Raw genomic sequence first — 21,184 nt, forward strand, 5'->3', positions numbered from 1 at the left:
CACCGGCTCACAGCGCGCCAAGGAACGCGTGCTACGCTGCTTTTCGTGACCGCGCCCACCACGGAAAACCCGACCCACACGGCCCCCGCCACGGCTGGCCTGCCGGCCGCCGTGACCGGTGCGGGCCGCCCGCACCTGACCGCGGAGCACCTGGGCAAGACCTACGGGCGCCGCGCGGTCGTGCGGGACGCGAGCTTCACCGTGAAACCCGGGGAGATCGTGGCCCTGTTCGGCCCGAACGGCGCGGGCAAGACCACCACCTTCTACATGCTGGTGGGCTTCGTGCGCCCCGGAGTTGGCCGCATCATGCTGGGCGACCGGGACGTGACCCGGCTCCCCATGCACGAACGCGCCCGGCTGGGCCTGGGGTATCTGCCGCAGGAACCCAGTGCCTTTCGCAAGCTCACCGCGCGCGACAACCTGCTCGCCATCCTGGAGTACCAGAAGCTCTCCCGCGCCGAGCAGGAAGCCCGCGCGGACGCGCTGCTCGCCGAGTTCGGGCTGACGCACCTGGCCGGCAGCTTCGCGTACCAGCTGTCCGGCGGGGAGCGCCGCCGCCTGGAACTTGCCCGGGCCCTGACCACCGACCCCGACTACCTGCTGTTGGACGAACCGTTCACGGGCGTGGACCCCAAGAGCATCCGGGAGATCCAGCGCCTGATTCACGAACTCCGTGACCGGCGCGGCATCGGCGTGTTCATCACCGACCACAACGTCCGCGAGACCATCGCCCTGACCGACCGCGTGTACCTGATGTACGACGGTGAGGTGAAGTTCGAGGGCACCCCGCGCGAATTCGCGCAGGACGACGACGCCCGCCGCCACTACCTCGGCGACGACTTCGAGCTGTAAGGCCAAGGGAGCGACTGACCCGGTGCTGTGGCTGTTCCTGCCGTTCGTGGTGATCCTGTCGGGCGTGGTCGCCTACGCCGCCGACACGGTCGCCAAGAAGGCCGGCCGCGCGCACTTGCGCTGGTTCGGGCTGCGGCCCAAGCAGACCGCCCTGATCGTGGCGGTCCTGGCCGGCATGGGCATCAGCGCCGCCAGCCTCGCGGCCTTCCTGTGGCTGAACAGCAGCGCCGTGAACACCATCGCGCAGGCCGACCAGCTGCGCCCCCAGATCGAGGCCCTGAAGGCCGACCTGAAAGGCGTGCAGGCCCAGCTGACCGCCACCAACCGCGAGCGTGACCAGGCCCAGCAGGAAGCCGCCCGCGCCCGCGCGCAGCAGCAGGAAGCGCAGCAGGATTACCGCGCGGCCGCCACGCAGCTCCGGGCCGCGCAGGCCGCCGAGGCCCGCCTGAAGGCCGAGTCCGGCACGCTGCAGCGCACCGTGACCACCCTGCAGGGCCGCGCGCAGGAAAGCCGCCGCAAGCTCGCCGCCAGCGAGGCCGCCCTGAAGGCCAGCCAGGCCCGCTCCCAGGCGCTGGACGCCCGCGTGCTGGACCTGCAGGGCCAGACCGCCCTGGCGCAGCAGGAGGTCAAGCTCGCCGAGACCGGCGCCGCCCGCGCCCGGCAGGCCGTGCAGGACGCCGAACTCGCCTCGCAGAAGGCCCGACGGGTCGCCCGCGACGCCGAGGCGAAGGCCGCGCAGGCCCAGCAGGCGGCGCAGGCCGCCCAGGACCGGGCCCGGACCGTGCAGGCCCAGGCGGCGCAGGCGCAGCAGAAAGTCACGGCCCTGAGCGCGCAGCTCAAACAGATCGAGGCGAGCCGCCAGCAGGCCGCGGCCGCCCTGAAGGCCGCGCAGCAGGCTCGCACGACCGCCGAGACGCAGCGGCAGGTCGCCACCACCGCCCTGAAGCAGCTCACGCAGGAGAAAGCCGCCCTGAGCGCCGAACGGGACCGCCTGGCCGCAGAGCGCAGCAAACTGGCCGCCGAACGTGACCGGGTGCAGCGGGACCTGAGCGCCCTGCGCACCCAGCAGGCGCAACTGCGGGCCAGCAACACCACCCTCAGCAACGACCTGGCCTCCAAGACCACCGAACTGCTCGCCACGCAGGCCCGCGTGAGCCAGCTGCAGGACGAGTACAGCAGCGCCCGCACCGAACTGAGCGTGAGCCGCAACAGCGACCTCGCCTACCCGAAGAACGAACTGGTGTACGCGGACGTGGTGCCCAGCGTGCGCAACCTGGACGCCTTCCTGAACGCCGCCTCGCGCGCCGCGCAGGCCCGCGGCGCCGCGGCGCGGGGCGCGGCGCGGGCGGTGGTGCTGCCGGCCTCGGCCCGCGCGAACCTGGAGACGAAACTCCGGGCGCTGAACTCCAGCACGTTCATGTTCTGCCGCGCCGCGCAGAACTCCGCGGTGGGCTTCCCGGTGGACCTCACCTGTGACGTCCGCCCGAACGTGACGCTGTACCGCGCGGGCGAGACGATCCGCAAGGCGACCGTGAACCCCCGCACGGACTCCCGCGTGTTGCAGCAGCAGATCAGCGACCTGGTGAAGGACGCGGTGCTGGACCTGAACGTGCGCGGCGTGCTGGCCGAGAACGTGACGAACCCGGGCCTGGACGTCACGGAGTTCGTCTCGCTGATCACGAAGCTGGGCAGCCTGCCGGGTCCGTCGGCGGTGGTGGTGATCGCCGCGCGCGAGGACGTGCGGCCAGGCACCCGCGTGAACCTGTACGCCCGCGTGCAGTGACGCCGGCCCGACCCTGAGGGGCGCGTGAACGGACGCCGGGCCCGGCGTCAAACGGCCGTCACATCCGCCCGGTACACTCCGCCGTATGCGTTTCCTTGCCCTGACCCTTCCCGCCCTGCTGCTCGCCGGGGCCGCGCACGCGCAGGCGCCCGTGAAGATCGAGTTCTGGCACGCCATGAACGGCGTGAAGGACCAGGTGGCCGGGTACGCCCGGGACTTCAACCGCTCGCAGAGCAGGTACGAGATCGTGCCCAGCGTGCAGGGCAACTACCGCGAACTGCTGCCGAAACTGCAGGCGGCGATCAAGGCCGGGAACCCCCCGGCGCTGGCACAGCTGGAATTCACGCAGGTGCCCGACGTGGCCGCGTCCGGCGGCCTGACCGACCTGAGCGGCTTCGTGGACGACCTGCCCGACGCCTTTCGGAATGACTTCGTGCCCGCCGCGTGGAAGGCCGGGGTGGTCGCCGGGAAGAACTACGGCCTGCCCTGGAACCTCAGCGTGCCGGCCCTGCTGTACAACGCCAACGTCCTGAAAAGCAGTCCGGAAGGCTGGACCTGGACGCAGATGGAAGCCGCCACCCGCAAGCTCGCCACCGGGGGCCGCAAGCCGCTGGTGGTGACGGCCGAAGCCTGGACCTTCGAGGCGAACGTGCTGTCCCGCGGCGGATCGCTGGTGGACGGGGGCAAGCCCGCCCTGAACAGCCCGGAGGCGGTGGAGGCCCTCACGCAGCTGACCCGCATGAGCGCGCAGGGCCTCGCGCAGCCGCGCGGCCTGAACGACGTGGCGGGCGGCGTGTTCGACTTCGCCCGCGGCAAGAACCTGTTCATCATGGCGAGCGTCGCCAACTGGATCGACGCCCGGCGCATCCCGCTGGTGAAGGTGGGGCTGGCGTCCTTCCCGTGCGAGAAGGCGGCCTCCTGCACCGTTCCGCTGGGCGGCGGGGCGCTGGTCGTCCCGAAGGGTGCCACGGCCACCGAACGGGCCGGCGCGCAGGCCTTCTGGCAGTACCTGATGGCGCCTGAACGTCTGGCCGACTGGGTGGAGGCCACCGCCTACGCCCCCCCGCGCCGCAGCGTGACGCAGCTGCTGGGCAAGTGGTACGGCCAGAACCCGCAGATCCGGGCGGTGCACGCGCAGATGAATCGCGCCGTGCCGCGCCCCACCCTGCCGCAGTACGCCGACTGGATTCCCCTGATCGAGAAGGCCATCGAGCAGGCTACCACCGGCAAACTCAGCGCCCAGGCCGCCCTGGACGCCGCGCAGAAGGCCGCGTTGAAGTGAGGCCGGGGCCGGGCGGTACACTCCGGCCGTGAGCGCCCTGCCGTCCCTGTACACCCTGCTGGCCCTGCTGTTCACCGCGGCGCTGCTGCTGCTGCTGTGGCGGCCCGGACTGGCCCGCCCGGTGACCGTGTGGGCCCTGGCGGCCGGCCTGCCGGTGCTGGCGGCGGTCGCGGCGGCCCTGACCGGGCAGGCGCGGGCCGACCGGGTCACCGCCGGGTACCTGCCGGTGCCGGTCACGGTGACCGTGAACGCCCTGGGCCGCACACGGACCCTGCAACTGACCGCGCAGGACGCCGCGTGCCTGACCCGCGCACGCATGAACGGCACCGATCAGACCCTGGTGCTGCCCGCCCCGGAAGCGCCGCTGCGCCTGCCGAAAGGCGCGGAGATCACGGGCGCGCTGCCCGCAGAACGGATAGTGCAGGCGCTGACGGTGCAGGGCCGGCTGCTGTGCCGGAACCTGCGCGTGGCGACCGAACGGGAAAAGGAAGACGCCGCGGCCCTGACCGACTGACGGCCGGAGCTCAGTCGCCGAGGTAGCGGCGCAGCTCGTCCAGGCTGTGGCTGGTGCCCACCACCACGAGCTTGTCGTGGCTGCGGATGTCGTGCTCGGCGCGGGGGCTGACCTCGACCTTCCCGGCGCGGCTCACGGCGATCACCTGCACCGCGAAGCGGCCGGTGAGATTCAGGTCGCGCAGGGTGCCCTTCAGGCGGTCGTTCGCCTCGATTTCCACGATGGCGTAGTCCCCGCCGAGGTCCAGGGTGTCCACGATGTTCGGCGTGGCGATCTGCCGGGCGAGGCGCACGCCCATGTCGTGCTCGGGCCGGATCACGAGGTCCGCGCCGATGCGTTCGAGCACGCGGCGGGCCATCTCGTCCACGGCCTTGCTGACCACGTAGGGGGCGCCCAGGCTCTTGGCGTTCATGGTCGCCATGATGTTCGCCTGGATGTCCGTGCCGATGGCGACGACCACCACGTCGAACTCGCCGGCGCCGATGGCCCGCAGGGCGCGTTCGTCGGCGGCGTCCACGATGGCGGCGTGCGTGACGAGGTTCATCACGCGCTCCACGTTCTCCTCGTTCTGGTCGATGGCGACGACCTCGTGGCCCATCTCGTACAGGGTGGTGGCGACCGCGGTTCCGAAGCGGCCCAGGCCGATCACGAGGCATTGTTTGGTCTTCATAGGAATTCCTCTGTGGGAGTGTACGTGACGGCGGCGCGCCCGGCCCGGGTCAGCCGACCAGGATGTCCGGTTCGGCCGGGTACTTGATCACGCCGCGCTTGACCTGCCGCTGGTTGAGCGCCAGGGCGAACGTGACCGGCCCGATGCGGCCCAGGTACATCAGGACCGTCAGGATGATCAGCCCGGCGTCGTTGAGTTTCGGGGTGGTGTTCATGCTCAGGCCCACCGTGGCGGCGGCGCTGACCGTCTCGAACAGCAGGTGCGTGAACCCCAGCTGCGGGTTGCTGACGACCAGCGCGAAGAACGCGCTGCCCACCAGCAGGGTGTAGATGGTCGTGACCGTGCCCGCCCGCACGACCGTGGAGGTGGGGATGCGGCGCTTGAAGGCGATCAGTTCCGTGCGGCCGCTGATCAGGTTCCAGGCGCTGCCCAGCAGGATCGCGAAGGTGCTGGTCTTGATGCCGCCGCCGGTGGAACCGCTGTTGGCGCCCACGAACATCAGCGCGGTCATCACGAACAGGCTGCCGTTGGTGAGCCGCTCCATATCCACCGTGGAAAAGCCCCCGCTGCGCGGCACCACACTCTGGAAGAACGCCGCCAGCACCCGCCCGGGCTCACTGAACGCCCCGAAGGTGCGGGCGTTGCCCCATTCCAGCGCCAGCAGCAGCACGAAGCCCAGCACCAGCAGCCCGGCGGTGGTGAGCAGCGTGAGCTTGCTGTAGGTCAGGAGCCGGTTGCGCCGCGGCCGCAGCAGGTGCGTCAGCACGTTCAGCTGCACCAGGAACCCCAGGCCCCCCAGGATGATCTGCACCGCGATCACCCCGCACACCAGCGGGTCCTCGGCGTAGGGGCCCATGCCGCGGGGCAGCACCACGAAGCCCGCGTTGTTGTACGCGCTGACCGAGTGGTACGCGGCCTGGTACAGCCCCTCCCTCCAGCCGAAGTCCGGCACGAACCGCAGCGCCAGCAGCCCAGCACCGACCGCCTCGGCCACCAGGGTGTACAGGAAGATGATCCGCAGCAGCGACAGCACGCTGCCCACGTTCAGGGCGTTCAGCTGCTCGGCGAGGTGCTGGCGCTCGGTGAAGTTCACCCGCCGGCCCGCCAGCACCGCGAACAGCGTCCCGAACGCGATGATGCCCAGCCCCCCGATCTGGAACAGCAGCAGCAGGATCAGCTGCCCCTGCCGCGTGAACGCCTCGGCCGTGTCCGCCACGACCAGCCCCGTGATGCACAGCGCACTGGTGGCCGTGAACAGCAGGTCCACGCTGCTGAGGTCCGCGCCCGGCGCCTGCACGCCCGGCAGGTGCAGCGCCGCGGTGCCCAGCAGGATGCCCAGCACGTACACCAGCGCGATCAGCTGCGGCGGCTCCACGCGGTCCAGCAGCTGCCGCCGCACCCGCGGCCGGGCTTCCGGGACCAGTTTCAGCAACCGGCGCGCCATGTTCGGGTCGCGGCTCATCCGATCAGGATGTCCCGTTCAGCGGGGTAGCGCACCAGGTCCCGGTGGTCCGGGCGGCTGAACGCCACAGCGAAGGTCAGCGGCCCGATGCGGCCCAGGTACATCAGCAGGATCAGGACCACGTGCTGGTCCGGGTGCAGCAGCGGCGTGGCGTTCATGCTCAGGCCCACCGTCGCGAACGCGCTGATCGCCTCGAACAGCAGATGGATGAACTGCACCTCCGGGTGCCCGGTGTTCAGCAGCAGCAGCAGGAAGAACATGCCGGCGATCAGCCCCAGGCTCAGCAGCGAGACCGTCATGGCCCGCAGGATGGTGTCCATGTCGATCCGCCGGCCGTACAGGTTCACGCTGCGCCGCCCCAGCACCATGCTCCAGGCGGACACCACGATCACGTAGAAGGTGCTGGTCTTGATCCCGCCGCCCGTGGAGCCCGGGTTCGCGCCGATGAACATCAGGATCAGGGTCACGAACAGGGTGGGCAGCGTCATCGCGCCGTAGTCCAGGGTGTTGAACCCGGCGGTGCGGGTCGTCACCGACTGAAAGAAACTCGCCAGCAGCTTCTCCCCGAACCCCAGCGGCCCCAGCGTCCGGGGGTTCGACCACTCCAGCGCCAGGTACGCCAGGGTGCCCACCGCCAGCAGGGCCGCCATGACGCTCAGCACCAGGCGGCTGTGCAGCATCAGCCGGTGCCGCCGCGGGTTGAGCAGGTGCGCCACGACGTTCAGCTGCACCAGGAACCCCGTGCCGCCCAGGATGATCAGCAGCGCGATCACGCCGCTCACCAGCGGGTCTCCCACGAAGCCCATCAGGTTGTCGCTGTACAGCGCGAACCCCGCGTTGTTAAAGGCACTCACCGCGTGGAACACAGCGTAGTACAGGCCCAGCCCCAGGCCGTGCCGGGGCACGAACGCGAACGCCAGCAGCAGCGCGCCCACGCCCTCGATCACGAAGGTGTACAGGAAGATGTTGCGGATCAGGCTCCGCACGTCCCCGATGTTCAGGGCGCTCACCTGCTGCGCCACCTGCACCCGCTCCGTGAACGCCATGCGCCGGCGCGTAATCAGCGCGAACGCCGTGCCGAACGTGATGATTCCCAGGCCCCCCACCTGAATGAGCAGCATGATCACCACCTGTCCCAGCCGGTTGAAGTCCCGGCTGGGGTCCAGGACGTTCAGGCCCGTCACGCACAGCGCACTGGTCGCCGTGAACAGCGCCTGCAGGAAATTCACCGGCCGGACCGTGCCGTCCGCGTTCACGCCGTGCATGACCGGCAGCCACAGCAGCAGCCCCCCCACCAGGATCGCCAGCGCAAACGACAGCGCGATCAGCTGCGGCGGACTGAACCGCGCCAGCAGCGGCAGCCGCACCCGGCGGCCCCCGCCCTCCGGCCGCCCACCCCCCTCGGCGGACGCTGAGGACGGAATCGGGCGCGCCGGAAGCGGGGTGCGGGGCATAACCGCCGGGATTCTAGCACCGCCCCACCGGCCCTCCAGGCCGCTATACTGCCCTGCTATGCCGCCCCGCACCCCGCGCTCCGACCGTCCCGGACGACCCAGTTCCGGGCGCAACGCTGCCTTCCCGGGCCGGGGCAAGAGCAGCCGCCCCAAGACCGACTACCGCACCCGCGCGCCCGCTCACGAGTACGAACTCGACGCCCTGCCCGGCCTGGAACACGTGGCCGCCACCGAACTCCAGGGTGTGCCGCTCGCCCGCGACGTGCGCGGCCTGCGCTTCTGGTACCCCGGCGACCCGGAACGCCTCACGCGCCTGCGGTCCGTCGTGGCCGCCTACCGCGTGCAGGCCTGGGACGTGCCCCGCCCCCGCGGCCTGCTCGGCAACCAGCAGCTCGGGGAACTCACCGACTGGCTGCGTGACGTCGCGGCCGTCGGCGGGCACACGTCCTTCCGCCTCAGCGCCGCCGGGAAGGACTCCAGCGTCATGCAGCGCCTCGCCGAGGAACTCCAGGGCAGTCTGGGCCTCCCGCACCAGCCCGAGGACGGCGAACTCCTCATCCGCCTGCGGCCCAGCGAGGTCGGCCCCGGCTGGGAAGTCCTGGCCCGCATCACCCCCCGGCCCCTCAGCGCCCGCGCGTGGCGGGTGTGCAACATGGGCGGCGGCCTGAACGCCACCATCGCCTACGCCACCCACAAACTCGCCGGGCAGCGCGACGTGGACCGCATCTTCAACCCCATGAGCGGCAGCGGCACCCTGCTCGTCGAACGCGCCCTGATGGGCCCCTCCGACGCGCTCGTCGGCGTGGACATCGACCCGGCCGCCGTCGCCTGCGCCCGGCAGAACCTCCAGGCCGCCAAGAAACAGGTCGAGGTCGCCTGCCTCGACGCGCTGCACACCGACCTGCCCGCCCGCAGCTTCGACCTGATCACCGCCGACCTTCCCTGGGGCGACGCCATCGGCGACCACCGCAGCAACGAGACCCTGTACCCCGCCTTCCTGCAGGAGATGCACCGCCTGAGCAGCAAACACGGCCGTCTGGCCGTCATCACGCACGAGATCAAGCTGTTCGAACGCGTCCTGGCCGGGCAGCAGAAATGGGAAGGGCACGAACTCCTGCAGGTGTACAGCGGCGGCCACTGGCCCAAGGTCTACCTGCTGCACAAACGCTGAGATCCGCCCCGCTGCCGTACCCTGGAGCATGACCACCTTCCGCTGGGGCATCCTCGGCGCGGCCCGCATCGCCCGCGCCCTCATTCCCGCCATCCGCGCCAGTGGGGGAGAGGTCGTCGCGCTCGGCGTGCGCGACCCCGCCAGCGACCACGCCCGGACCTTCTCCCAGGAATGGGACGTGCCCCTCGTGGGCGGTTACCAGGACGTCATCGCGGCGGACGTGGACGCCATCTACAACCCCCTCCCCAACGACCTGCACCTGCCCTGGACCCTCGCGGCCCTGCACGCCGGGAAGCACGCCCTGACCGAAAAACCCCTCACGCTGAACGCCGCCGAAGCCACGCAACTCGCCGACGCTGCCCAGCAGACCGGGCGCACCCTGCTGGAAGCCTTCGCGTACCGCTTCCAGCCGCACGTCACCCGCCTGCGCGAGATTGCCCAAAGCGGCGAACTCGGCGAGCTCCGCGCCGTCACCGCCACCTTCGGCTTCCACATGACCAACCCCGACGACTTCCGCTGGACCGCCGAGAAGGGCGGCGGCGCCCTCTACGACGTCGGCACCTACCCCGTGAACCTCACCCGCCTCCTTCTCGGCGAACCCCGGGCCGTCACCGCCCAGGCCCGCTGGACCGGGGGCAGCCCCGAGCACGGCGTGGACGCCGGCCTCAGCGGCCTGCTGCACTACCCCCAGGCCCTCGCCACCATCAGCTGCGCCTTCGACTGGACCGAACCCTCCACCCAGCGCCTCACCCTGACCGGCACCCGCGGCACCGTGGACGTGGACGGCGTCTTCCACAGCCACACCCAGCACCCCACCCGCCTGCGCATCACCGACGCCACCGGAGAGCGCACCGAGGACTTCCCCCCCTTCAACGCCTACGCCGCCATGGTCAGCCACTTCCAGCGCGCCGCCCGCGGAGAGGAAACGCCCCTCTACCCCCCCACCGAGGCCGTCGCCCACGCCCGGGTGCTCGACGCCCTGCTGGACTCAGCCAGAAAGGGAAGCGAAGTGAAGATCCAGCGCTGAGCCCCCCCTACGGAATCGGCCAGCGGATCGTCCCGACCTGATCGGTGCGCCAGACCTTCGTGCCCGCCGTCTGGAGGCGGTTCAGCACGTCGGGGTGGGGGTGGCCGTAGGTGTTGCGGCCCACGCTGATGACCGCGTCCCGGGGCGTGGCCTGGGCGAGCAGGGCGTCCCCGGTGCTGTGGCGGCTGCCGTGGTGCGCGGCCTTCAAGAGATTCAGAGGACCAGTGCCCAGAATGCCCTCGGTCGCCGAGGGCAGGTCACCCAGGAACGCCGCGTGCCAATGGCCGGTGTCCAGGCGCAGGGCGACGCTGTTCTCGTTGTCCTCGGTGCTCCACACCCTTCCCTCCGGCCACAGGACAGTGAGGGCCACGCCGTCTGAGGTGACCTGATCGCCACGGCGGACCTCGCGCACGGGGACATCCCGGTCGCGGGCGGCGTTCAGGACAGCGGTCAGGACCGGATCGTCGGTTTTGCGCTGCCCGATCCACAGTTCGCCCACGGGCAGGCCGCGCAGGACGCTGCTCAGGCCCTCGATGTGGTCGGTGTCGGCGTGCGTGGCGACGACCAAGTCGAGTTTGCGCACGCCCAGGGCCCGCAGGGCCGGCAGGACGGTGCGGCCGCCGACGTCGTAGTCGCTGCCGACCGATCCGCCCGCGTCGACCAGGACGGTCAGGTGCGGCAGGCGGACCAGGGTGGCGTCCCCCTGCCCGACATCCAGGTACACGAGTTCACGTGGGGGGTGCAGACGTGCGGGGAGGAAGGTGAGGGCCATGCACGCCAGCGCCGCGGCGAGCAGGGCGGGGGTCCGGAGGCGGCCCAGCAGCCACAGCAGGCCGGCGCCGAGGACGGTGTAGTACGCGGCGAACCCGGCGGGGGAGATCAGGCCCCAGGTGAGGACGGGGGCCCGGCCGAAAGTCTCGGCGACGGCCAGGAGCGCCCCGGCCAGCAGGCCGTTCACGAGGTTCAGCGGGGCGGCGAGGGGGCCGAGCAGGCCGGCCAGGAAGCCCAGGGGGACGAGGGCGGCCATGACCGTGCCGGCCAGCAGGTTGGCGGGCAGGCCCACCAGCGGCAGCTGCCCGAAGGTGTGCGCGATGACCGGCAGGGTCGCGAGTTCCGCCAGGACGGTCGCGGCGATGCCCAGCCGGAGGGCGTGGGGCCAGCGGGCCGGGAGCCGGTCGGCGACCCGGGCGGTCTGCGTGAGGCCCAGCACGGCCAGGAAGGACAGTTGAAAGCCGACGTCCAGCAGCCACAGGGGAAAGGCGAGCAGGCACGCCAGCGCCGCCAGGGCGATCAATGCCAGCGGGTCGGGTTTCCCGCGGCCGAGCATCAGCCCGGCGAGCACCGCGAAGCCCATCAGGACGGCGCGGGTGATACTGGGGGAGGGCCCCACCAGCCACAGGAAGCCCAGCAGGGCAGCGGCCGTCAGGGCGTAACGCCAGGGGGTGGGCAGGGGCGTCCAGCCGAGCAGGAACAGCAGCAGGCCCGTGATCAGGGCGACGTTCTGCCCGGAGAGCGCCATCAGGTGCGCCAGGCCTGCGCGGCTGAAGGCGTCTCGCACGGCGTACCCTTCCTGGAAGTCCTCCTGGCCGATCTCGTTGCGGTCCCCAAGCTGGATGGCCTGCATCAGCGCGGCCTGTCGCGTATTCAGGCCGGCGGTCACGCCCGTCCGGAACCAGCCGCGCACGCCGCCTTCCCGAGTGCTCTCGCGCACCCGGGCGGCGACGAGCACCGCGGACGGGGTGGGCACCAGCAGGCCGCCCTGGCCGCGCAGCCACGCGGCCTGATCGAAGCCCCCGGGAATCCGGCGGCCTTCGGGGCGCACGAGGCGGCCGCTGACCGTGAGCGGCCCGGGGCGCGCGGTGGGCTTCGGGGCCAGCGCCACCCGGGCGCGCGGCTCGCGCAGGGTCAGGAACTGCCCGTCCCAGCGGCCCTGCAGGGTCAGCTGGGCGCCCATCCACGGGGCCAGGACGTCCGGCTGGCGCTGCACGGCGCTCAGGGAGGCGAACCCGGCCAGGGCGGCGAGGCCGGTCAGCACCGTCAGCCATGCGCGGCGGTCCAGCAGGCCGAGCGCCGCACCCAGCCCCAGGACCAGGGCGCCCCATCCGGCCCCCAGGCCCAGCAGGATGCCGCCGATCACGCCCAGGGCGGCCGGCACCGGCCACGCCAGTCGGCCCGGTGGCCGGGGCTCCGTGGGCGTCATCAGAAGGTGACCAGCGGCCCGAGTACGTTCAGGGTGCCCGGGCCCACGCCCTTCACGCGGTCCAGGTCGGCCAGGGAGCGGTAAGGGCGGCCGGCGATGATCCTCTCCGCCAGGGCCGGCCCGACCTTCGGCAGGGCCTCGAGCTGTTCGCGGGAGGCGGTGTTCAGGTTCAGCCGCCCGGAGATCAGGGGCGTGACGCTGGCGGTGGAGGGGTAGACAGGGGCTGGGTCGGTAGCCACCTGGACTGGAGTCAGGGCGGCACGGGTCACAGCCGGGGCGTGCGGGGCGGCGAACAGCGTGGGCTGGAGGCTCAGTCCGCCGACCAGCAGGGTGCCTGCGGCGAGCAGCGCGGTCCAGGGGTCGGGCCGGGCGGTCATGCGGGGATTGTAAAAAGCGCCTGGGGTGTCCGGGCGCAGATTTGACGTACGACACCGGACGGCCCCGGCCTTTACCGTTGCTTGAAATCTCTTGGGGAATGGGGTACCCTGGCAAGTCGGTGCGTCTGAGGTCCTGGACCCAACACGGGAGATCAGCGCAACGTGCCAGCTTGGCGGGACACTGCCCTGGCGAGAATCAACCCAATGTGGGATGCCACCAAAACCCTGCGGCATGCGCGGGGGAAGCCCGATCAAAGGGGCATTTTGGCGTGTAACCCCACCGCTTGGAGGGAGAAAGAGTTATGGCTAAAGGAACGTTTGAGCGCACGAAGCCGCACGTGAACGTGGGGACCATCGGACACGTCGACCACGGGAAGACCACGCTGACCGCCGCGATCACCTTCACGGCCGCCGCCGCCGACCCCACCATCGAAACGCTGGCCTACGACCAGATCGACAAGGCGCCCGAAGAAAAAGCCCGCGGCATCACCATCAACACCGCGCACGTCGAATACCAGACCCCCGCGCGCCACTACAGCCACGTGGACTGCCCCGGCCACGCCGACTACGTCAAGAACATGATCACCGGCGCCGCGCAGATGGACGGCGCGATCCTGGTGGTGTCCAGCGCCGACGGCCCCATGCCCCAGACCCGCGAGCACATCCTGCTCGCCCGCCAGGTGGGCGTGCCCTACATCATCGTGTTCATGAACAAAGTGGACATGGTCGACGACGAAGAACTGCTCGAACTCGTCGAAATGGAAGTGCGCGAACTGCTCAGCAAGTACGAATTCCCCGGCGATGACCTGCCGGTCGTCAAGGGCAGCGCCCTGCAGGCCCTCGAAGCCCTGCAGGCCAACCCCAAAATGGCCCGCGGCGAAAACCAGTGGGTGGACAAGATCTGGGAACTGCTCGACGCGCTCGACAGCTACATCCCCACCCCCGAACGCGACACCGACAAGCAGTTCCTGATGCCCGTCGAAGACGTGTTCACCATCACCGGCCGCGGCACCGTGGCGACCGGCCGCGTGGAGCGCGGGATCGTCAAGGTGCAGGACGAAGTGGAAATCATCGGCCTGCGCGACACCAAGAAGACCACCGTGACCGGCGTGGAAATGCACCGCAAACTGCTGGACAGCGGCATGGCCGGCGACAACGTGGGCGTGCTGCTGCGCGGCGTGGCCCGTGACGACGTGGAGCGCGGTCAGGTGCTGGCCAAGCCCGGCAGCATCAAGCCGCACACCAAGTTCGAAGCCAGCGTGTACATCCTGAGCAAGGACGAAGGTGGCCGTCACAGCGCGTTCTTCGGTGGGTACCGCCCGCAGTTCTACTTCCGCACGACGGACGTGACGGGGATCGTGGAACTGGCCGAAGGCGTGGAAATGGTGATGCCCGGTGACAACGTGACCTTCACGGTGGAACTGATCAAGCCGATCGCCATGGAAGAAGGCCTGCGCTTCGCCATCCGCGAAGGGGGCCGCACCGTCGGCGCCGGCGTCGTCGCCAAGGTCCTGGAGTAAGCCATGGTCGCCCCGAAGATCCGTATCAAACTGCGTGGCTTTGACCACAAGGCGCTGGACCAGTCCGCCAGCAAGATCGTGGACACGGTTCGGCGCACCGGGGCGGAAGTGAGCGGTCCCGTGCCGCTCCCCACCCGCATCCGCCGCTTCTGCGTGCTGCGCTCCCCCTTCGTCAACAAGGACAGCCGCGAGCACTTCGAGATCCGCACCCACAACCGCCTGGTGGACATCACCAACCCCACCAAGAAGACCATCGACAGCCTCATGACCCTGGACCTCCCCACGGGCGTGGACATCGAGATCAAGACCGTCGGGGGCCGCGCATGAAAGGCATCCTCGGCACCAAGGTCGGCATGACCCAGATCTGGAAGGGCGACCGCGCCGTTCCCGTGACGGTCGTGCTCGCCGGCCCCTGCCCCGTCGTGCAGCGCAAGACCGCCACGACGGACGGCTACGAGGCCGTGCAGATCGGCTTCGCGCCCAAGAGCGAGAAGCGCGTCAGCAAGCCTGCCGCTGGTCACTTCAAGAAAGCCGGCGTGAGCCCCGTGCGTTTCCTGCGCGAGTTCCGCGGCTTCGCCCCTGAGGGTGACACCGTGAACGTGGACATCTTCGCCGAAGGCGAGAAGATCGACGCGACCGGCACCAGCAAGGGCAAGGGCTTCCAGGGCGTCATGAAGCGCTGGAACTTCGCCGGTGGTCCCGCCAGCCACGGCTCCAAGAAGTGGCACCGCCGCCCCGGCTCCATCGGCCAGCGCAAGACCCCCGGCCGCGTGTACAAGGGCAAGAAGATGGCCGGACACATGGGCATGGAACGCGTCACCGTCCAGAACCTGGAAGTCGTGGAAGTCCGCGCCGACGAGAACCTGATCCTCGTCAAGGGCGCGATCCCCGGCGCGAACGGTGGTCTCGTTGTTCTCCGCCAGGCCGCCAAGGGAGGCAGATAACACATGGCGCAGATCAACGTCATCGGCAAGAACGGGGGCCGCACCATTGACCTCGACCTGCCGGAAGTGAACACCGGCGTCCTGCACGACGTGGTCACCTGGCAGCTGGCCAGCCGCCGCCGCGGCACCGCCAGCACCAAGACCCGCGCGCAGGTCAGCAAGACCGGCAAGAAGATGTACGGCCAGAAAGGCACCGGTAACGCCCGTCACGGCGACCGCAGCGTCCCCACCTTCGTGGGTGGCGGCGTGGCCTTCGGGCCCAAGCCCCGCAGCTACAGCTACACCCTGCCCCGCAAGGTCCGCCAGCTGGGCCTCGCCATGGCCCTGGCCGACCGCCAGGAAGGCGGCAAGCTGCTGGCCGTGGACGGCTTCGACCTGGCCGACGCGAAGACCAAGAGCTTCGTGAAGTGGGCCAAGGACAACGGCCTGGACGGCACCGACCGCGTGCTGATCGTCACCGACGACGAGCAGACCCGCCTCGCCGCCCGCAACGTCGCCTGGGCGACCGTGATGCCCGTCATGGGCCTGAACGCCTACGACATCCTGCGTCACGACCGCCTCGTGATCGACGCCGTGGCCCTGGAACCCGCTCAGGATGAACTGGAAGGGGAAGAACAGTGAGCCACTACGACATCATCCAGGCGCCCGTGATCAGCGAGAAGGCCTACGCCGGCATGGAACGCGGCGTGTACTCCTTCTGGGTCAGCCCCAAGGCCACCAAGACCGAGATCAAGACCGCCATCCAGAAGGCGTTCGACGTGACCGTGGTCGGCATCAGCACCATGAACGTCCCCGGCAAGCGCAAGCGCGTCGGCAAGTTCATCGGCCAGCGCAACGACCGCAAGAAGGCCATCGTGCGCCTCGCCGACGGCCAGACCATTGCTGCCCTTGAGGGCCAGGCCTAAAGGGGAGACTGAACATGGCCGTCAAGAAATACCGTCCGTACACCCCCAGCCGTCGCCAGATGACGACTGCGGACTTCAGCGGACTGACCAAGAAGCGCCCCGAGAAGGCGCTCACCGAAGCCCTGCCCAAGACTGGCGGACGCAACAACCGCGGCCGCATCACCAGCCGCTTCATCGGCGGCGGGCACAAGCGCCTGTACCGCATCATCGACTTCAAGCGCCGCGACAAGTCCGGCGTGCCCGCCAAGGTCGCCGCGATCGAGTACGACCCCAACCGCAGCGCCCGCATCGCCCTGCTGAACTACGCCGACGGCGAGAAGCGCTACATCCTGGCCCCCGAAGGCCTGACTGTGGGCGCCACCGTCAACACCGGCCCTGAAGCGGAGCCCAAGCTCGGCAACGCGCTGCCCCTGCGCTTCATTCCCGTGGGCGCGGTCGTGCACGCCCTGGAACTGGTCCCCGGCAAGGGCGCCCAGCTCGCCCGCAGCGCCGGCACCAGCGTCAGCGTGCAGGGTAAGGAAAGCGACTACGTGATCGTGCGCCTGCCCAGCGGCGAACTGCGCCGCGTGCACAGCGAGTGCTACGCCAGCATCGGTGCTGTCGGCAACGCCGAGCACAAGAACATCGTGATCGGCAAGGCCGGCCGCAGCCGCTGGCTGGGCCGCAAGCCCCACCAGCGCGGCAGCGCCATGAACCCCGTGGATCACCCCCACGGCGGTGGTGAAGGCCGTACCGGCGCCGGGCGTCAGCCTGTCAGCCCCTGGGGCCAGCCGGCCAAGGGCCTCAAGACCCGCAAGAAGCGCAAGAACAGCGACCGCTTCATCATCACCCGCCGCGGCGGGAAGTAAGGAGGGGGTTAGATGCCTCGCAGCCTGAAGAAAGGCCCGTTCGTGGACGACCACCTCCTGAAGAAGGTCGACACCCAGAACGAGACCAAGAGCAAGAAAGTCATCAAGACCTGGAGCCGCCGCAGCACCATCGTCCCCGAGATGATCGGTCACACCATCGCCGTGCACAACGGCAAGCAGCACGTGCCCGTCTTCGTGAACGAGCAGATGATCGGCCACAAACTCGGCGAATTCAGCCCCACCCGCGCCTACCGCGGCCACGGCGCTGACAAGAACGCCAAGGGGAGCAAGAAGAAATGACCGCTTCTGACACCCGCACCCGCCGCGTCAGCCTGCCCGCGCACGCCGTCCTGGTCGAGCGTCCCACCGAATTCGGCAAGGACTACGACACCAAGAAGGCCCGCAAGCAGAAGTACGTGATCCGCCGCCCCGGGTACGCCATCGCCAAGTACGTGCGCATGAGCCCCCGCAAGGTGCGCCTGGTCGTGGACCTGATCCGCGGCAAGAGCGTCACCGAGGCCGAAGCCATCCTGCGCTTCCTGCCCCGCGCCGCCTCCGAGCCCGTCGCCAAGGTGCTCAACAGCGCCAAGCACAACGCGCTGCACAACGACGAGATGCTCGAAGACCGCCTGGTCATCACCGCCGCCTACGTCGACGCCGGCCCCACCCTCAAGCGCCTGATCCCCCGCGCGCGCGGCAGCGCCAACATCCTGAAAAAGCGCACCAGCCACATCACCATCGTCGTGGGCGAGAAGGGAGCGAAATAATGGGTAACAAGATCAACCCCAACGGCTTCCGCCTGGGCATCACCCGCGGCTGGAACAGCCGCTGGTACGCCGGCAAGAAGCAGTACGCCACCTTGCTCAAGGAAGACGAGAAGATCCGCAAGCTCGTCGACCGCAAGCTCAGCGCCGCCGGCATCGCCCGCGTCGAGATCGAGCGCGCCGGCCAGCAGGTCAACGTGATCATCAGCGCCGCGAAACCCGGCATCGTGATCGGCAAGGGCGGCGACAGCATCAAGCAGCTGCGCGGCGACATCGAGAAACTCGTGTCCGCCGGCACCGTGGCCGTGAACGTCGCCGAGATCCCCAACCCCAACATCAGCGCCCCCCTGGTCGCCCTGCGCATCGCCGAGCAGATCGAACGCCGCTTCGCGTTCCGCCGCGCCATGAAGCAGGCCGCCCAGCGCGTGATGGAATCCGGCGCCCGCGGCTGCAAGATCGTGCTCTCCGGCCGCCTCGGCGGGGCTGAACAGGCCCGCACCGAAATGGTCCGCGAAGGCCGCGTGCCCCTGCACACCCTGCGCGCCGACATCGACTACGGCACCGCCCGCGCTGAGACCACCTACGGCAGCCTGGGCATTAAGGTCATGGTCTTCAACGGCGAAGTCATCGGTGGCCGCACCGAAACCATCGCCCGTCCCCAGCGCCGCGACCGCGACGAGCGCCGCCCCGAAGGTGGCGACCGCCCCAACCGCCGCCGGCCCACCGCGCGCCGCCGCACCGGAGGTGAATGATGCTTCTCCCGAAGCGCACCAAATTCCGTAAACAGCACCGTGGCCGGATGACCGGCGACGCCAAGGGCGGCGACTACGTGGCCTTCGGCGACTTCGGTCTGATCGCCCTGGAGCCCGCCTGGATCAAGAGCAACCAGATCGAGGCCTGCCGCATCGTGATGAGCCGCCACTTCCGCCGCGGCGGGAAGATCTACATCCGCATCTTCCCCGACAAGCCCGTCACGAAAAAGCCCGCCGAAACCCGAATGGGGAAAGGTAAGGGTGCCGTGGAGTACTGGGTCAGCGTCGTGAAGCCCGGCCGCGTGATGTTCGAGGTCGCTGGCGTGACCGAAGAACAGGCCAAGGAAGCCTTCCGCCTGGCCGGTCACAAGCTGCCCATCCAGACCAAGATGGTCAAGCGCGAGGTCTACGATGAAGCCCAGTGACATGCGGAACCTGACGGACGCCGACTTCCAGAAGGAAATCGACGCCCGCAAGAAAGAACTGATGGAACTGCGCTTCCAGGCGGCCATGGGTACCCTCGCCCAGCCGCACCGGGTCACGCAGCTCCGCCGTGAAGTGGCCCAGCTCAACACGATTCGCCGTGAGCAGGTCGTGGCGAGTCTCAAAGGAGAGCAGGCATGAAAAAGACCTTCACCGGCGTCGTCGTCAGTGACAAGGCCGACAAGACCGTCAGCGTCAAGGTCGAGCGCAAGTTCGCCCACCCGCTGTACGGGAAGGTCGTGACCCGCAGCCACAAGTACGCTGCCCACGACGAGAACAACGAATTCCGCATTGGTGACCGCGTCGAGATCATCGCCGTGCGCCCCATCAGCAAGACCAAGACCTGGAAGGTCACCAAACTGGTCGAGCGCCCCCGCGGCATTGAAACCACCGCCGTGGAAACCGAAGGAGGCCAGGCATGATCATGCCCCAGAGCCGCCTGGACGTGGCGGACAACAGCGGCGCGCGCGAGATCATGTGCATCCGCGTGCTCAACAGCGGCATCGGCGGCAAGGGCCTGACCACCGGCGGCGGCGGCAACAAGCGCTACGCCCACGTGGGTGACATCATCGTCGCTTCCGTCAAGGACGCCGCCCCCCGCGGCACCGTGAAGGCCGGCGACGTCGTCAAGGCCGTGGTCGTGCGCACCAGCCACGCCATCAAGCGCGCCGACGGCAGCACCATCCGCTTCGACAAGAACGCGGCCGTCATCATCAACAACCAGGGCGAGCCCCGCGGCACCCGCGTCTTCGGGCCGGTCGCCCGTGAACTGCGCGACCGCCGCTTCATGAAGATCGTGTCCCTGGCCCCGGAGGTGCTGTAATGCCTAAGCCCAGCGCCGGAAGCCACCACAACGACAAGCTGCACGTCAAGAAAGGCGACACCGTCGTCGTTCTGAGCGGCAAGCACAAGGGCCAGACCGGCAAGGTCCTGCTCGCCCTGCCCCGCGACCAGAAGGTCGTCGTGGAAGGCGTGAACCTGGTCACCAAGCACGTCAAGCCCAGCGCTGCCAACCCCCAGGGCGGCGTCGAGAAGCGCGAGGGTGCGCTGCACGCCAGCAAGGTCAGCATCGTCGACCCTGAAACCGGCAAGGCCACCCGCATCCGCAAGCAGATCGTGGACGGCAAGAAAGTGCGCGTCGCGGTCGCCAGTGGCAAAGTCATCGACTGAACCTCTCCGGGTCACCCCCGCCTTTGCGCGGGGTGACCTGGGCGGCGCTCTCTGAAAAACTGGGAGACCGCTCGAAGGATACCCACCATGCAGACCCTGAAAGGCAAGTACAACGAGCAGGTGCGCCCCGCCCTGATGCAGCAGTTCGGCTACTCCAGCGTGATGGCCGTGCCCCGCATCGAGAAGATCGTGATCAACGAGGGCCTCGGCAGCAGCAAGGAAGACAGCAAGGCGATCGACAAGGCCGCCAAGGAACTCTCCCTGATCACCCTGCAAAAGCCCATCATCACCAAGGCCAAGAAGAGCATCAGCAACTTCAAGCTCCGTCAGGGCATGCCCGTCGGCGTGAAGGTCACGCTGCGCGGCGAGCGCATGTACGTGTTCCTGGAGAAGCTGATCAACATCGGCCTGCCCCGCATCCGTGACTTCCGCGGGATCAACCCCAACGCCTTCGACGGCCGCGGGAACTACAACCTGGGCATCAAGGAACAGCTCATCTTCCCCGAAATCACCTACGACATGGTCGACAAGGTGCGCGGCATGGACATCACCATCGTGACCACCGCCAAGACGGACGAAGAAGCCCGCGCTCTCCTCCAGGCCATGGGCCTGCCCTTCCGCAAGGCGTAAAGGGAAAGGACTACATCATGGCGAACACCTCCAAAGTCGTGAAGGCCGCCCGCGGACACAAGTTCGCGGTGCAGAACTACAACCGTTGCAGCCGCTGCGGCCGTGCCCGCGGGTACTACCGCTTCTTCGGCATGTGCCGCATCTGCATCCGCGAGATGGCGCACAAGGGCGAACTGCCCGGCGTGAAGAAAGCCAGCTGGTAATCCAAACAGTGTATGCAGCCCCCCGGTGACGGGGGGTTTTTCGTTGCTTTTTCTGGATTGGAAGGGTTACTCCTGATCTGGAGTGGAGGGGTTCCGGTTGCCTGGAGGCAAGGGGAATTGCTTTGATGTGGGGTGCTTCGTTCGGTGCGGGTGGACGCCCTGACCGGCCGGAA

Annotated in this window: 27 protein-coding genes; 22 read left to right on the plus strand and 5 right to left on the minus strand. The window is 69.2% G+C overall.

Going from position 1 to position 21,184, the window contains the following annotated elements; all coding sequences use genetic code 11:
* The first annotated feature begins 45 nt into the window (after positions 1-45).
* From lptB to DFI_RS02120, 4 genes are all read left to right on the plus strand, one after another.
* On the plus strand, positions 46-852 hold the full coding sequence (gene lptB, locus DFI_RS02105) for an LPS export ABC transporter ATP-binding protein (RefSeq protein WP_420810874.1): 807 nt from the start codon (positions 46-48) through the stop codon (positions 850-852).
* A 22-nt stretch (positions 853-874) separates the two neighbouring features.
* Complete coding sequence (locus DFI_RS02110) at positions 875-2,635, plus strand: DUF3084 domain-containing protein (protein ID WP_027463952.1); 1,761 nt, start codon at positions 875-877, stop codon at positions 2,633-2,635.
* A gap of 85 nt (positions 2,636-2,720) precedes the next feature.
* A complete protein-coding gene (locus DFI_RS02115) occupies positions 2,721-3,917 on the plus strand; it encodes an ABC transporter substrate-binding protein (protein ID WP_027463953.1) in 1,197 nt (398 codons plus the stop codon).
* Positions 3,918-3,945: 28 nt separating this feature from the next.
* A complete protein-coding gene (locus DFI_RS02120; RefSeq protein WP_229829639.1) occupies positions 3,946-4,431 on the plus strand; it encodes a hypothetical protein in 486 nt (161 codons plus the stop codon).
* Between the two features lie 10 nt (positions 4,432-4,441).
* Here DFI_RS02120 and DFI_RS02125 read toward each other — a convergent pair whose 3' ends face one another.
* Genes DFI_RS02125 through DFI_RS02135 form a run of 3 tightly spaced genes read right to left on the minus strand, consistent with a single transcriptional unit; the run spans position 4,442 to position 8,017 of the window.
* Positions 4,442-5,101 (minus strand): potassium channel family protein, encoded by a 660-nt coding sequence (locus tag DFI_RS02125; protein ID WP_022800330.1) that lies wholly within the window; start codon positions 5,099-5,101, stop codon positions 4,442-4,444.
* A gap of 49 nt (positions 5,102-5,150) precedes the next feature.
* Positions 5,151-6,563 carry a TrkH family potassium uptake protein gene (locus DFI_RS02130; protein ID WP_244940299.1) on the minus strand — a complete coding sequence of 471 codons (1,413 nt, stop codon included), beginning with the start codon at positions 6,561-6,563 and terminating at the stop codon, positions 5,151-5,153.
* Complete coding sequence (locus DFI_RS02135; RefSeq protein WP_081425971.1) at positions 6,560-8,017, minus strand: TrkH family potassium uptake protein; 1,458 nt, start codon at positions 8,015-8,017, stop codon at positions 6,560-6,562. The genes DFI_RS02130 and DFI_RS02135 overlap by 4 nt, the downstream gene beginning before the upstream one ends.
* 58 nt (positions 8,018-8,075) lie before the next feature.
* Between DFI_RS02135 and DFI_RS02140 the strand changes: the two genes are divergently transcribed.
* Both DFI_RS02140 and DFI_RS02145 read left to right on the plus strand, forming a co-directional pair.
* Entirely contained in the window at positions 8,076-9,188 is a 1,113-nt protein-coding gene (locus tag DFI_RS02140; protein ID WP_027463956.1) for a methyltransferase domain-containing protein, read from the plus strand.
* Between the two features lie 28 nt (positions 9,189-9,216).
* Positions 9,217-10,215, plus strand: coding sequence for a Gfo/Idh/MocA family protein (locus DFI_RS02145; RefSeq protein ID WP_027463957.1), 999 nt, complete (start codon positions 9,217-9,219; stop codon positions 10,213-10,215).
* 7 nt (positions 10,216-10,222) lie between these two features.
* On the opposite strand, the gene DFI_RS02150 is transcribed toward DFI_RS02145, so the two are convergent.
* Together DFI_RS02150 and DFI_RS02155 are read right to left on the minus strand one after the other, a co-directional pair.
* A complete protein-coding gene (locus DFI_RS02150) occupies positions 10,223-12,415 on the minus strand; it encodes a DNA internalization-related competence protein ComEC/Rec2 (RefSeq protein WP_051308188.1) in 2,193 nt (730 codons plus the stop codon).
* Positions 12,415-12,792, minus strand: a complete 378-nt coding sequence (locus tag DFI_RS02155) for a ComEA family DNA-binding protein (RefSeq protein WP_027463959.1) — start codon at positions 12,790-12,792, stop codon at positions 12,415-12,417. The genes DFI_RS02150 and DFI_RS02155 overlap by 1 nt, the downstream gene beginning before the upstream one ends.
* Before the next feature lie 302 nt (positions 12,793-13,094).
* On the opposite strand from DFI_RS02155, the gene tuf reads away from it, so the two are divergent.
* From tuf to DFI_RS02235, 16 genes are all read left to right on the plus strand, one after another.
* On the plus strand, positions 13,095-14,312 hold the full coding sequence (gene tuf / locus DFI_RS02160) for an elongation factor Tu (RefSeq protein ID WP_022800164.1): 1,218 nt from the start codon (positions 13,095-13,097) through the stop codon (positions 14,310-14,312).
* Between the two features lie 3 nt (positions 14,313-14,315).
* Complete coding sequence (gene rpsJ / locus DFI_RS02165) at positions 14,316-14,639, plus strand: 30S ribosomal protein S10 (RefSeq protein WP_022800323.1); 324 nt, start codon at positions 14,316-14,318, stop codon at positions 14,637-14,639.
* Positions 14,636-15,256: a 50S ribosomal protein L3 gene (gene rplC / locus DFI_RS02170; RefSeq protein ID WP_027463300.1), complete on the plus strand. Its 621-nt coding sequence runs from the start codon at positions 14,636-14,638 to the stop codon at positions 15,254-15,256. The genes rpsJ and rplC overlap by 4 nt, the downstream gene beginning before the upstream one ends.
* A 3-nt stretch (positions 15,257-15,259) precedes the next feature.
* Positions 15,260-15,877, plus strand: coding sequence for a 50S ribosomal protein L4 (rplD, locus tag DFI_RS02175; RefSeq protein WP_022800321.1), 618 nt, complete (start codon positions 15,260-15,262; stop codon positions 15,875-15,877).
* Entirely contained in the window at positions 15,874-16,161 is a 288-nt protein-coding gene (locus tag DFI_RS02180; protein ID WP_022800320.1) for a 50S ribosomal protein L23, read from the plus strand. Before rplD ends, DFI_RS02180 begins: the two co-directional genes overlap by 4 nt.
* 14 nt (positions 16,162-16,175) lie before the next feature.
* Positions 16,176-17,009, plus strand: a complete 834-nt coding sequence (rplB, locus tag DFI_RS02185) for a 50S ribosomal protein L2 (protein ID WP_022800319.1) — start codon at positions 16,176-16,178, stop codon at positions 17,007-17,009.
* Between the two features lie 12 nt (positions 17,010-17,021).
* Positions 17,022-17,309 (plus strand): 30S ribosomal protein S19, encoded by a 288-nt coding sequence (gene rpsS, locus DFI_RS02190; RefSeq protein ID WP_022800318.1) that lies wholly within the window; start codon positions 17,022-17,024, stop codon positions 17,307-17,309.
* Positions 17,306-17,776, plus strand: coding sequence for a 50S ribosomal protein L22 (gene rplV, locus DFI_RS02195; protein WP_022800317.1), 471 nt, complete (start codon positions 17,306-17,308; stop codon positions 17,774-17,776). Before rpsS ends, rplV begins: the two co-directional genes overlap by 4 nt.
* Positions 17,776-18,525, plus strand: coding sequence for a 30S ribosomal protein S3 (gene rpsC / locus DFI_RS02200; protein ID WP_022800316.1), 750 nt, complete (start codon positions 17,776-17,778; stop codon positions 18,523-18,525). Before rplV ends, rpsC begins: the two co-directional genes overlap by 1 nt.
* Positions 18,525-18,950, plus strand: coding sequence for a 50S ribosomal protein L16 (rplP, locus tag DFI_RS02205; protein WP_027463302.1), 426 nt, complete (start codon positions 18,525-18,527; stop codon positions 18,948-18,950). The genes rpsC and rplP overlap by 1 nt, the downstream gene beginning before the upstream one ends.
* Complete coding sequence (rpmC, locus tag DFI_RS02210; RefSeq protein ID WP_027463303.1) at positions 18,937-19,149, plus strand: 50S ribosomal protein L29; 213 nt, start codon at positions 18,937-18,939, stop codon at positions 19,147-19,149. The genes rplP and rpmC overlap by 14 nt, the downstream gene beginning before the upstream one ends.
* The gene (gene rpsQ, locus DFI_RS02215; protein ID WP_022800313.1) at positions 19,146-19,430 is read left to right on the plus strand and encodes a 30S ribosomal protein S17; all 285 of its coding nucleotides are present in this window, start codon (positions 19,146-19,148) and stop codon (positions 19,428-19,430) included. Before rpmC ends, rpsQ begins: the two co-directional genes overlap by 4 nt.
* The gene (gene rplN / locus DFI_RS02220) at positions 19,427-19,831 is read left to right on the plus strand and encodes a 50S ribosomal protein L14 (RefSeq protein WP_022800312.1); all 405 of its coding nucleotides are present in this window, start codon (positions 19,427-19,429) and stop codon (positions 19,829-19,831) included. Before rpsQ ends, rplN begins: the two co-directional genes overlap by 4 nt.
* Positions 19,831-20,178: a 50S ribosomal protein L24 gene (gene rplX / locus DFI_RS02225; protein WP_022800311.1), complete on the plus strand. Its 348-nt coding sequence runs from the start codon at positions 19,831-19,833 to the stop codon at positions 20,176-20,178. Before rplN ends, rplX begins: the two co-directional genes overlap by 1 nt.
* An 87-nt stretch (positions 20,179-20,265) precedes the next feature.
* Positions 20,266-20,808 (plus strand): 50S ribosomal protein L5, encoded by a 543-nt coding sequence (rplE, locus tag DFI_RS02230; RefSeq protein WP_022800310.1) that lies wholly within the window; start codon positions 20,266-20,268, stop codon positions 20,806-20,808.
* Between the two features lie 17 nt (positions 20,809-20,825).
* Positions 20,826-21,011 carry a type Z 30S ribosomal protein S14 gene (locus tag DFI_RS02235; protein WP_022800309.1) on the plus strand — a complete coding sequence of 62 codons (186 nt, stop codon included), beginning with the start codon at positions 20,826-20,828 and terminating at the stop codon, positions 21,009-21,011.
* The last annotated feature ends 173 nt before the right edge of the window (positions 21,012-21,184 follow it).

Source organism: Deinococcus ficus, assembly GCF_003444775.1.
Classification (GTDB): Bacteria; Deinococcota; Deinococci; order Deinococcales; family Deinococcaceae; genus Deinococcus; species Deinococcus ficus.

What these genes read in the sequence shown, in the direction of transcription:
- rpsQ (WP_022800313.1), top strand. Translation starts at nt 19,146, where the DNA reads ATGAAAAAGACCTTCACCGGCGTCGTCGTCAGTGACAAGGCCGACAAG.
- rplB (WP_022800319.1), top strand. Translation starts at nt 16,176, where the DNA reads ATGGCCGTCAAGAAATACCGTCCGTACACCCCCAGCCGTCGCCAGATG.
- rpsC (WP_022800316.1), top strand. Translation starts at nt 17,776, where the DNA reads ATGGGTAACAAGATCAACCCCAACGGCTTCCGCCTGGGCATCACCCGC.
- rplC (WP_027463300.1), top strand. Translation starts at nt 14,636, where the DNA reads ATGAAAGGCATCCTCGGCACCAAGGTCGGCATGACCCAGATCTGGAAG.
- rplV (WP_022800317.1), top strand. Translation starts at nt 17,306, where the DNA reads ATGACCGCTTCTGACACCCGCACCCGCCGCGTCAGCCTGCCCGCGCAC.
- tuf (WP_022800164.1), top strand. Translation starts at nt 13,095, where the DNA reads ATGGCTAAAGGAACGTTTGAGCGCACGAAGCCGCACGTGAACGTGGGG.
- DFI_RS02155 (WP_027463959.1), bottom strand. Translation starts at nt 12,792, where the DNA reads ATGACCGCCCGGCCCGACCCCTGGACCGCGCTGCTCGCCGCAGGCACC.
- rplX (WP_022800311.1), top strand. Translation starts at nt 19,831, where the DNA reads ATGCCTAAGCCCAGCGCCGGAAGCCACCACAACGACAAGCTGCACGTC.
- DFI_RS02135 (WP_081425971.1), bottom strand. Translation starts at nt 8,017, where the DNA reads ATGCCCCGCACCCCGCTTCCGGCGCGCCCGATTCCGTCCTCAGCGTCC.
- rpsS (WP_022800318.1), top strand. Translation starts at nt 17,022, where the DNA reads ATGCCTCGCAGCCTGAAGAAAGGCCCGTTCGTGGACGACCACCTCCTG.
- rpmC (WP_027463303.1), top strand. Translation starts at nt 18,937, where the DNA reads ATGAAGCCCAGTGACATGCGGAACCTGACGGACGCCGACTTCCAGAAG.
- DFI_RS02150 (WP_051308188.1), bottom strand. Translation starts at nt 12,415, where the DNA reads ATGACGCCCACGGAGCCCCGGCCACCGGGCCGACTGGCGTGGCCGGTG.
- DFI_RS02140 (WP_027463956.1), top strand. Translation starts at nt 8,076, where the DNA reads ATGCCGCCCCGCACCCCGCGCTCCGACCGTCCCGGACGACCCAGTTCC.
- DFI_RS02115 (WP_027463953.1), top strand. Translation starts at nt 2,721, where the DNA reads ATGCGTTTCCTTGCCCTGACCCTTCCCGCCCTGCTGCTCGCCGGGGCC.
- rplD (WP_022800321.1), top strand. Translation starts at nt 15,260, where the DNA reads ATGGCGCAGATCAACGTCATCGGCAAGAACGGGGGCCGCACCATTGAC.
- DFI_RS02145 (WP_027463957.1), top strand. Translation starts at nt 9,217, where the DNA reads ATGACCACCTTCCGCTGGGGCATCCTCGGCGCGGCCCGCATCGCCCGC.
- DFI_RS02125 (WP_022800330.1), bottom strand. Translation starts at nt 5,101, where the DNA reads ATGAAGACCAAACAATGCCTCGTGATCGGCCTGGGCCGCTTCGGAACC.
- rpsJ (WP_022800323.1), top strand. Translation starts at nt 14,316, where the DNA reads ATGGTCGCCCCGAAGATCCGTATCAAACTGCGTGGCTTTGACCACAAG.
- DFI_RS02235 (WP_022800309.1), top strand. Translation starts at nt 20,826, where the DNA reads ATGGCGAACACCTCCAAAGTCGTGAAGGCCGCCCGCGGACACAAGTTC.
- rplP (WP_027463302.1), top strand. Translation starts at nt 18,525, where the DNA reads ATGCTTCTCCCGAAGCGCACCAAATTCCGTAAACAGCACCGTGGCCGG.
- rplN (WP_022800312.1), top strand. Translation starts at nt 19,427, where the DNA reads ATGATCATGCCCCAGAGCCGCCTGGACGTGGCGGACAACAGCGGCGCG.
- DFI_RS02130 (WP_244940299.1), bottom strand. Translation starts at nt 6,563, where the DNA reads ATGAGCCGCGACCCGAACATGGCGCGCCGGTTGCTGAAACTGGTCCCG.
- rplE (WP_022800310.1), top strand. Translation starts at nt 20,266, where the DNA reads ATGCAGACCCTGAAAGGCAAGTACAACGAGCAGGTGCGCCCCGCCCTG.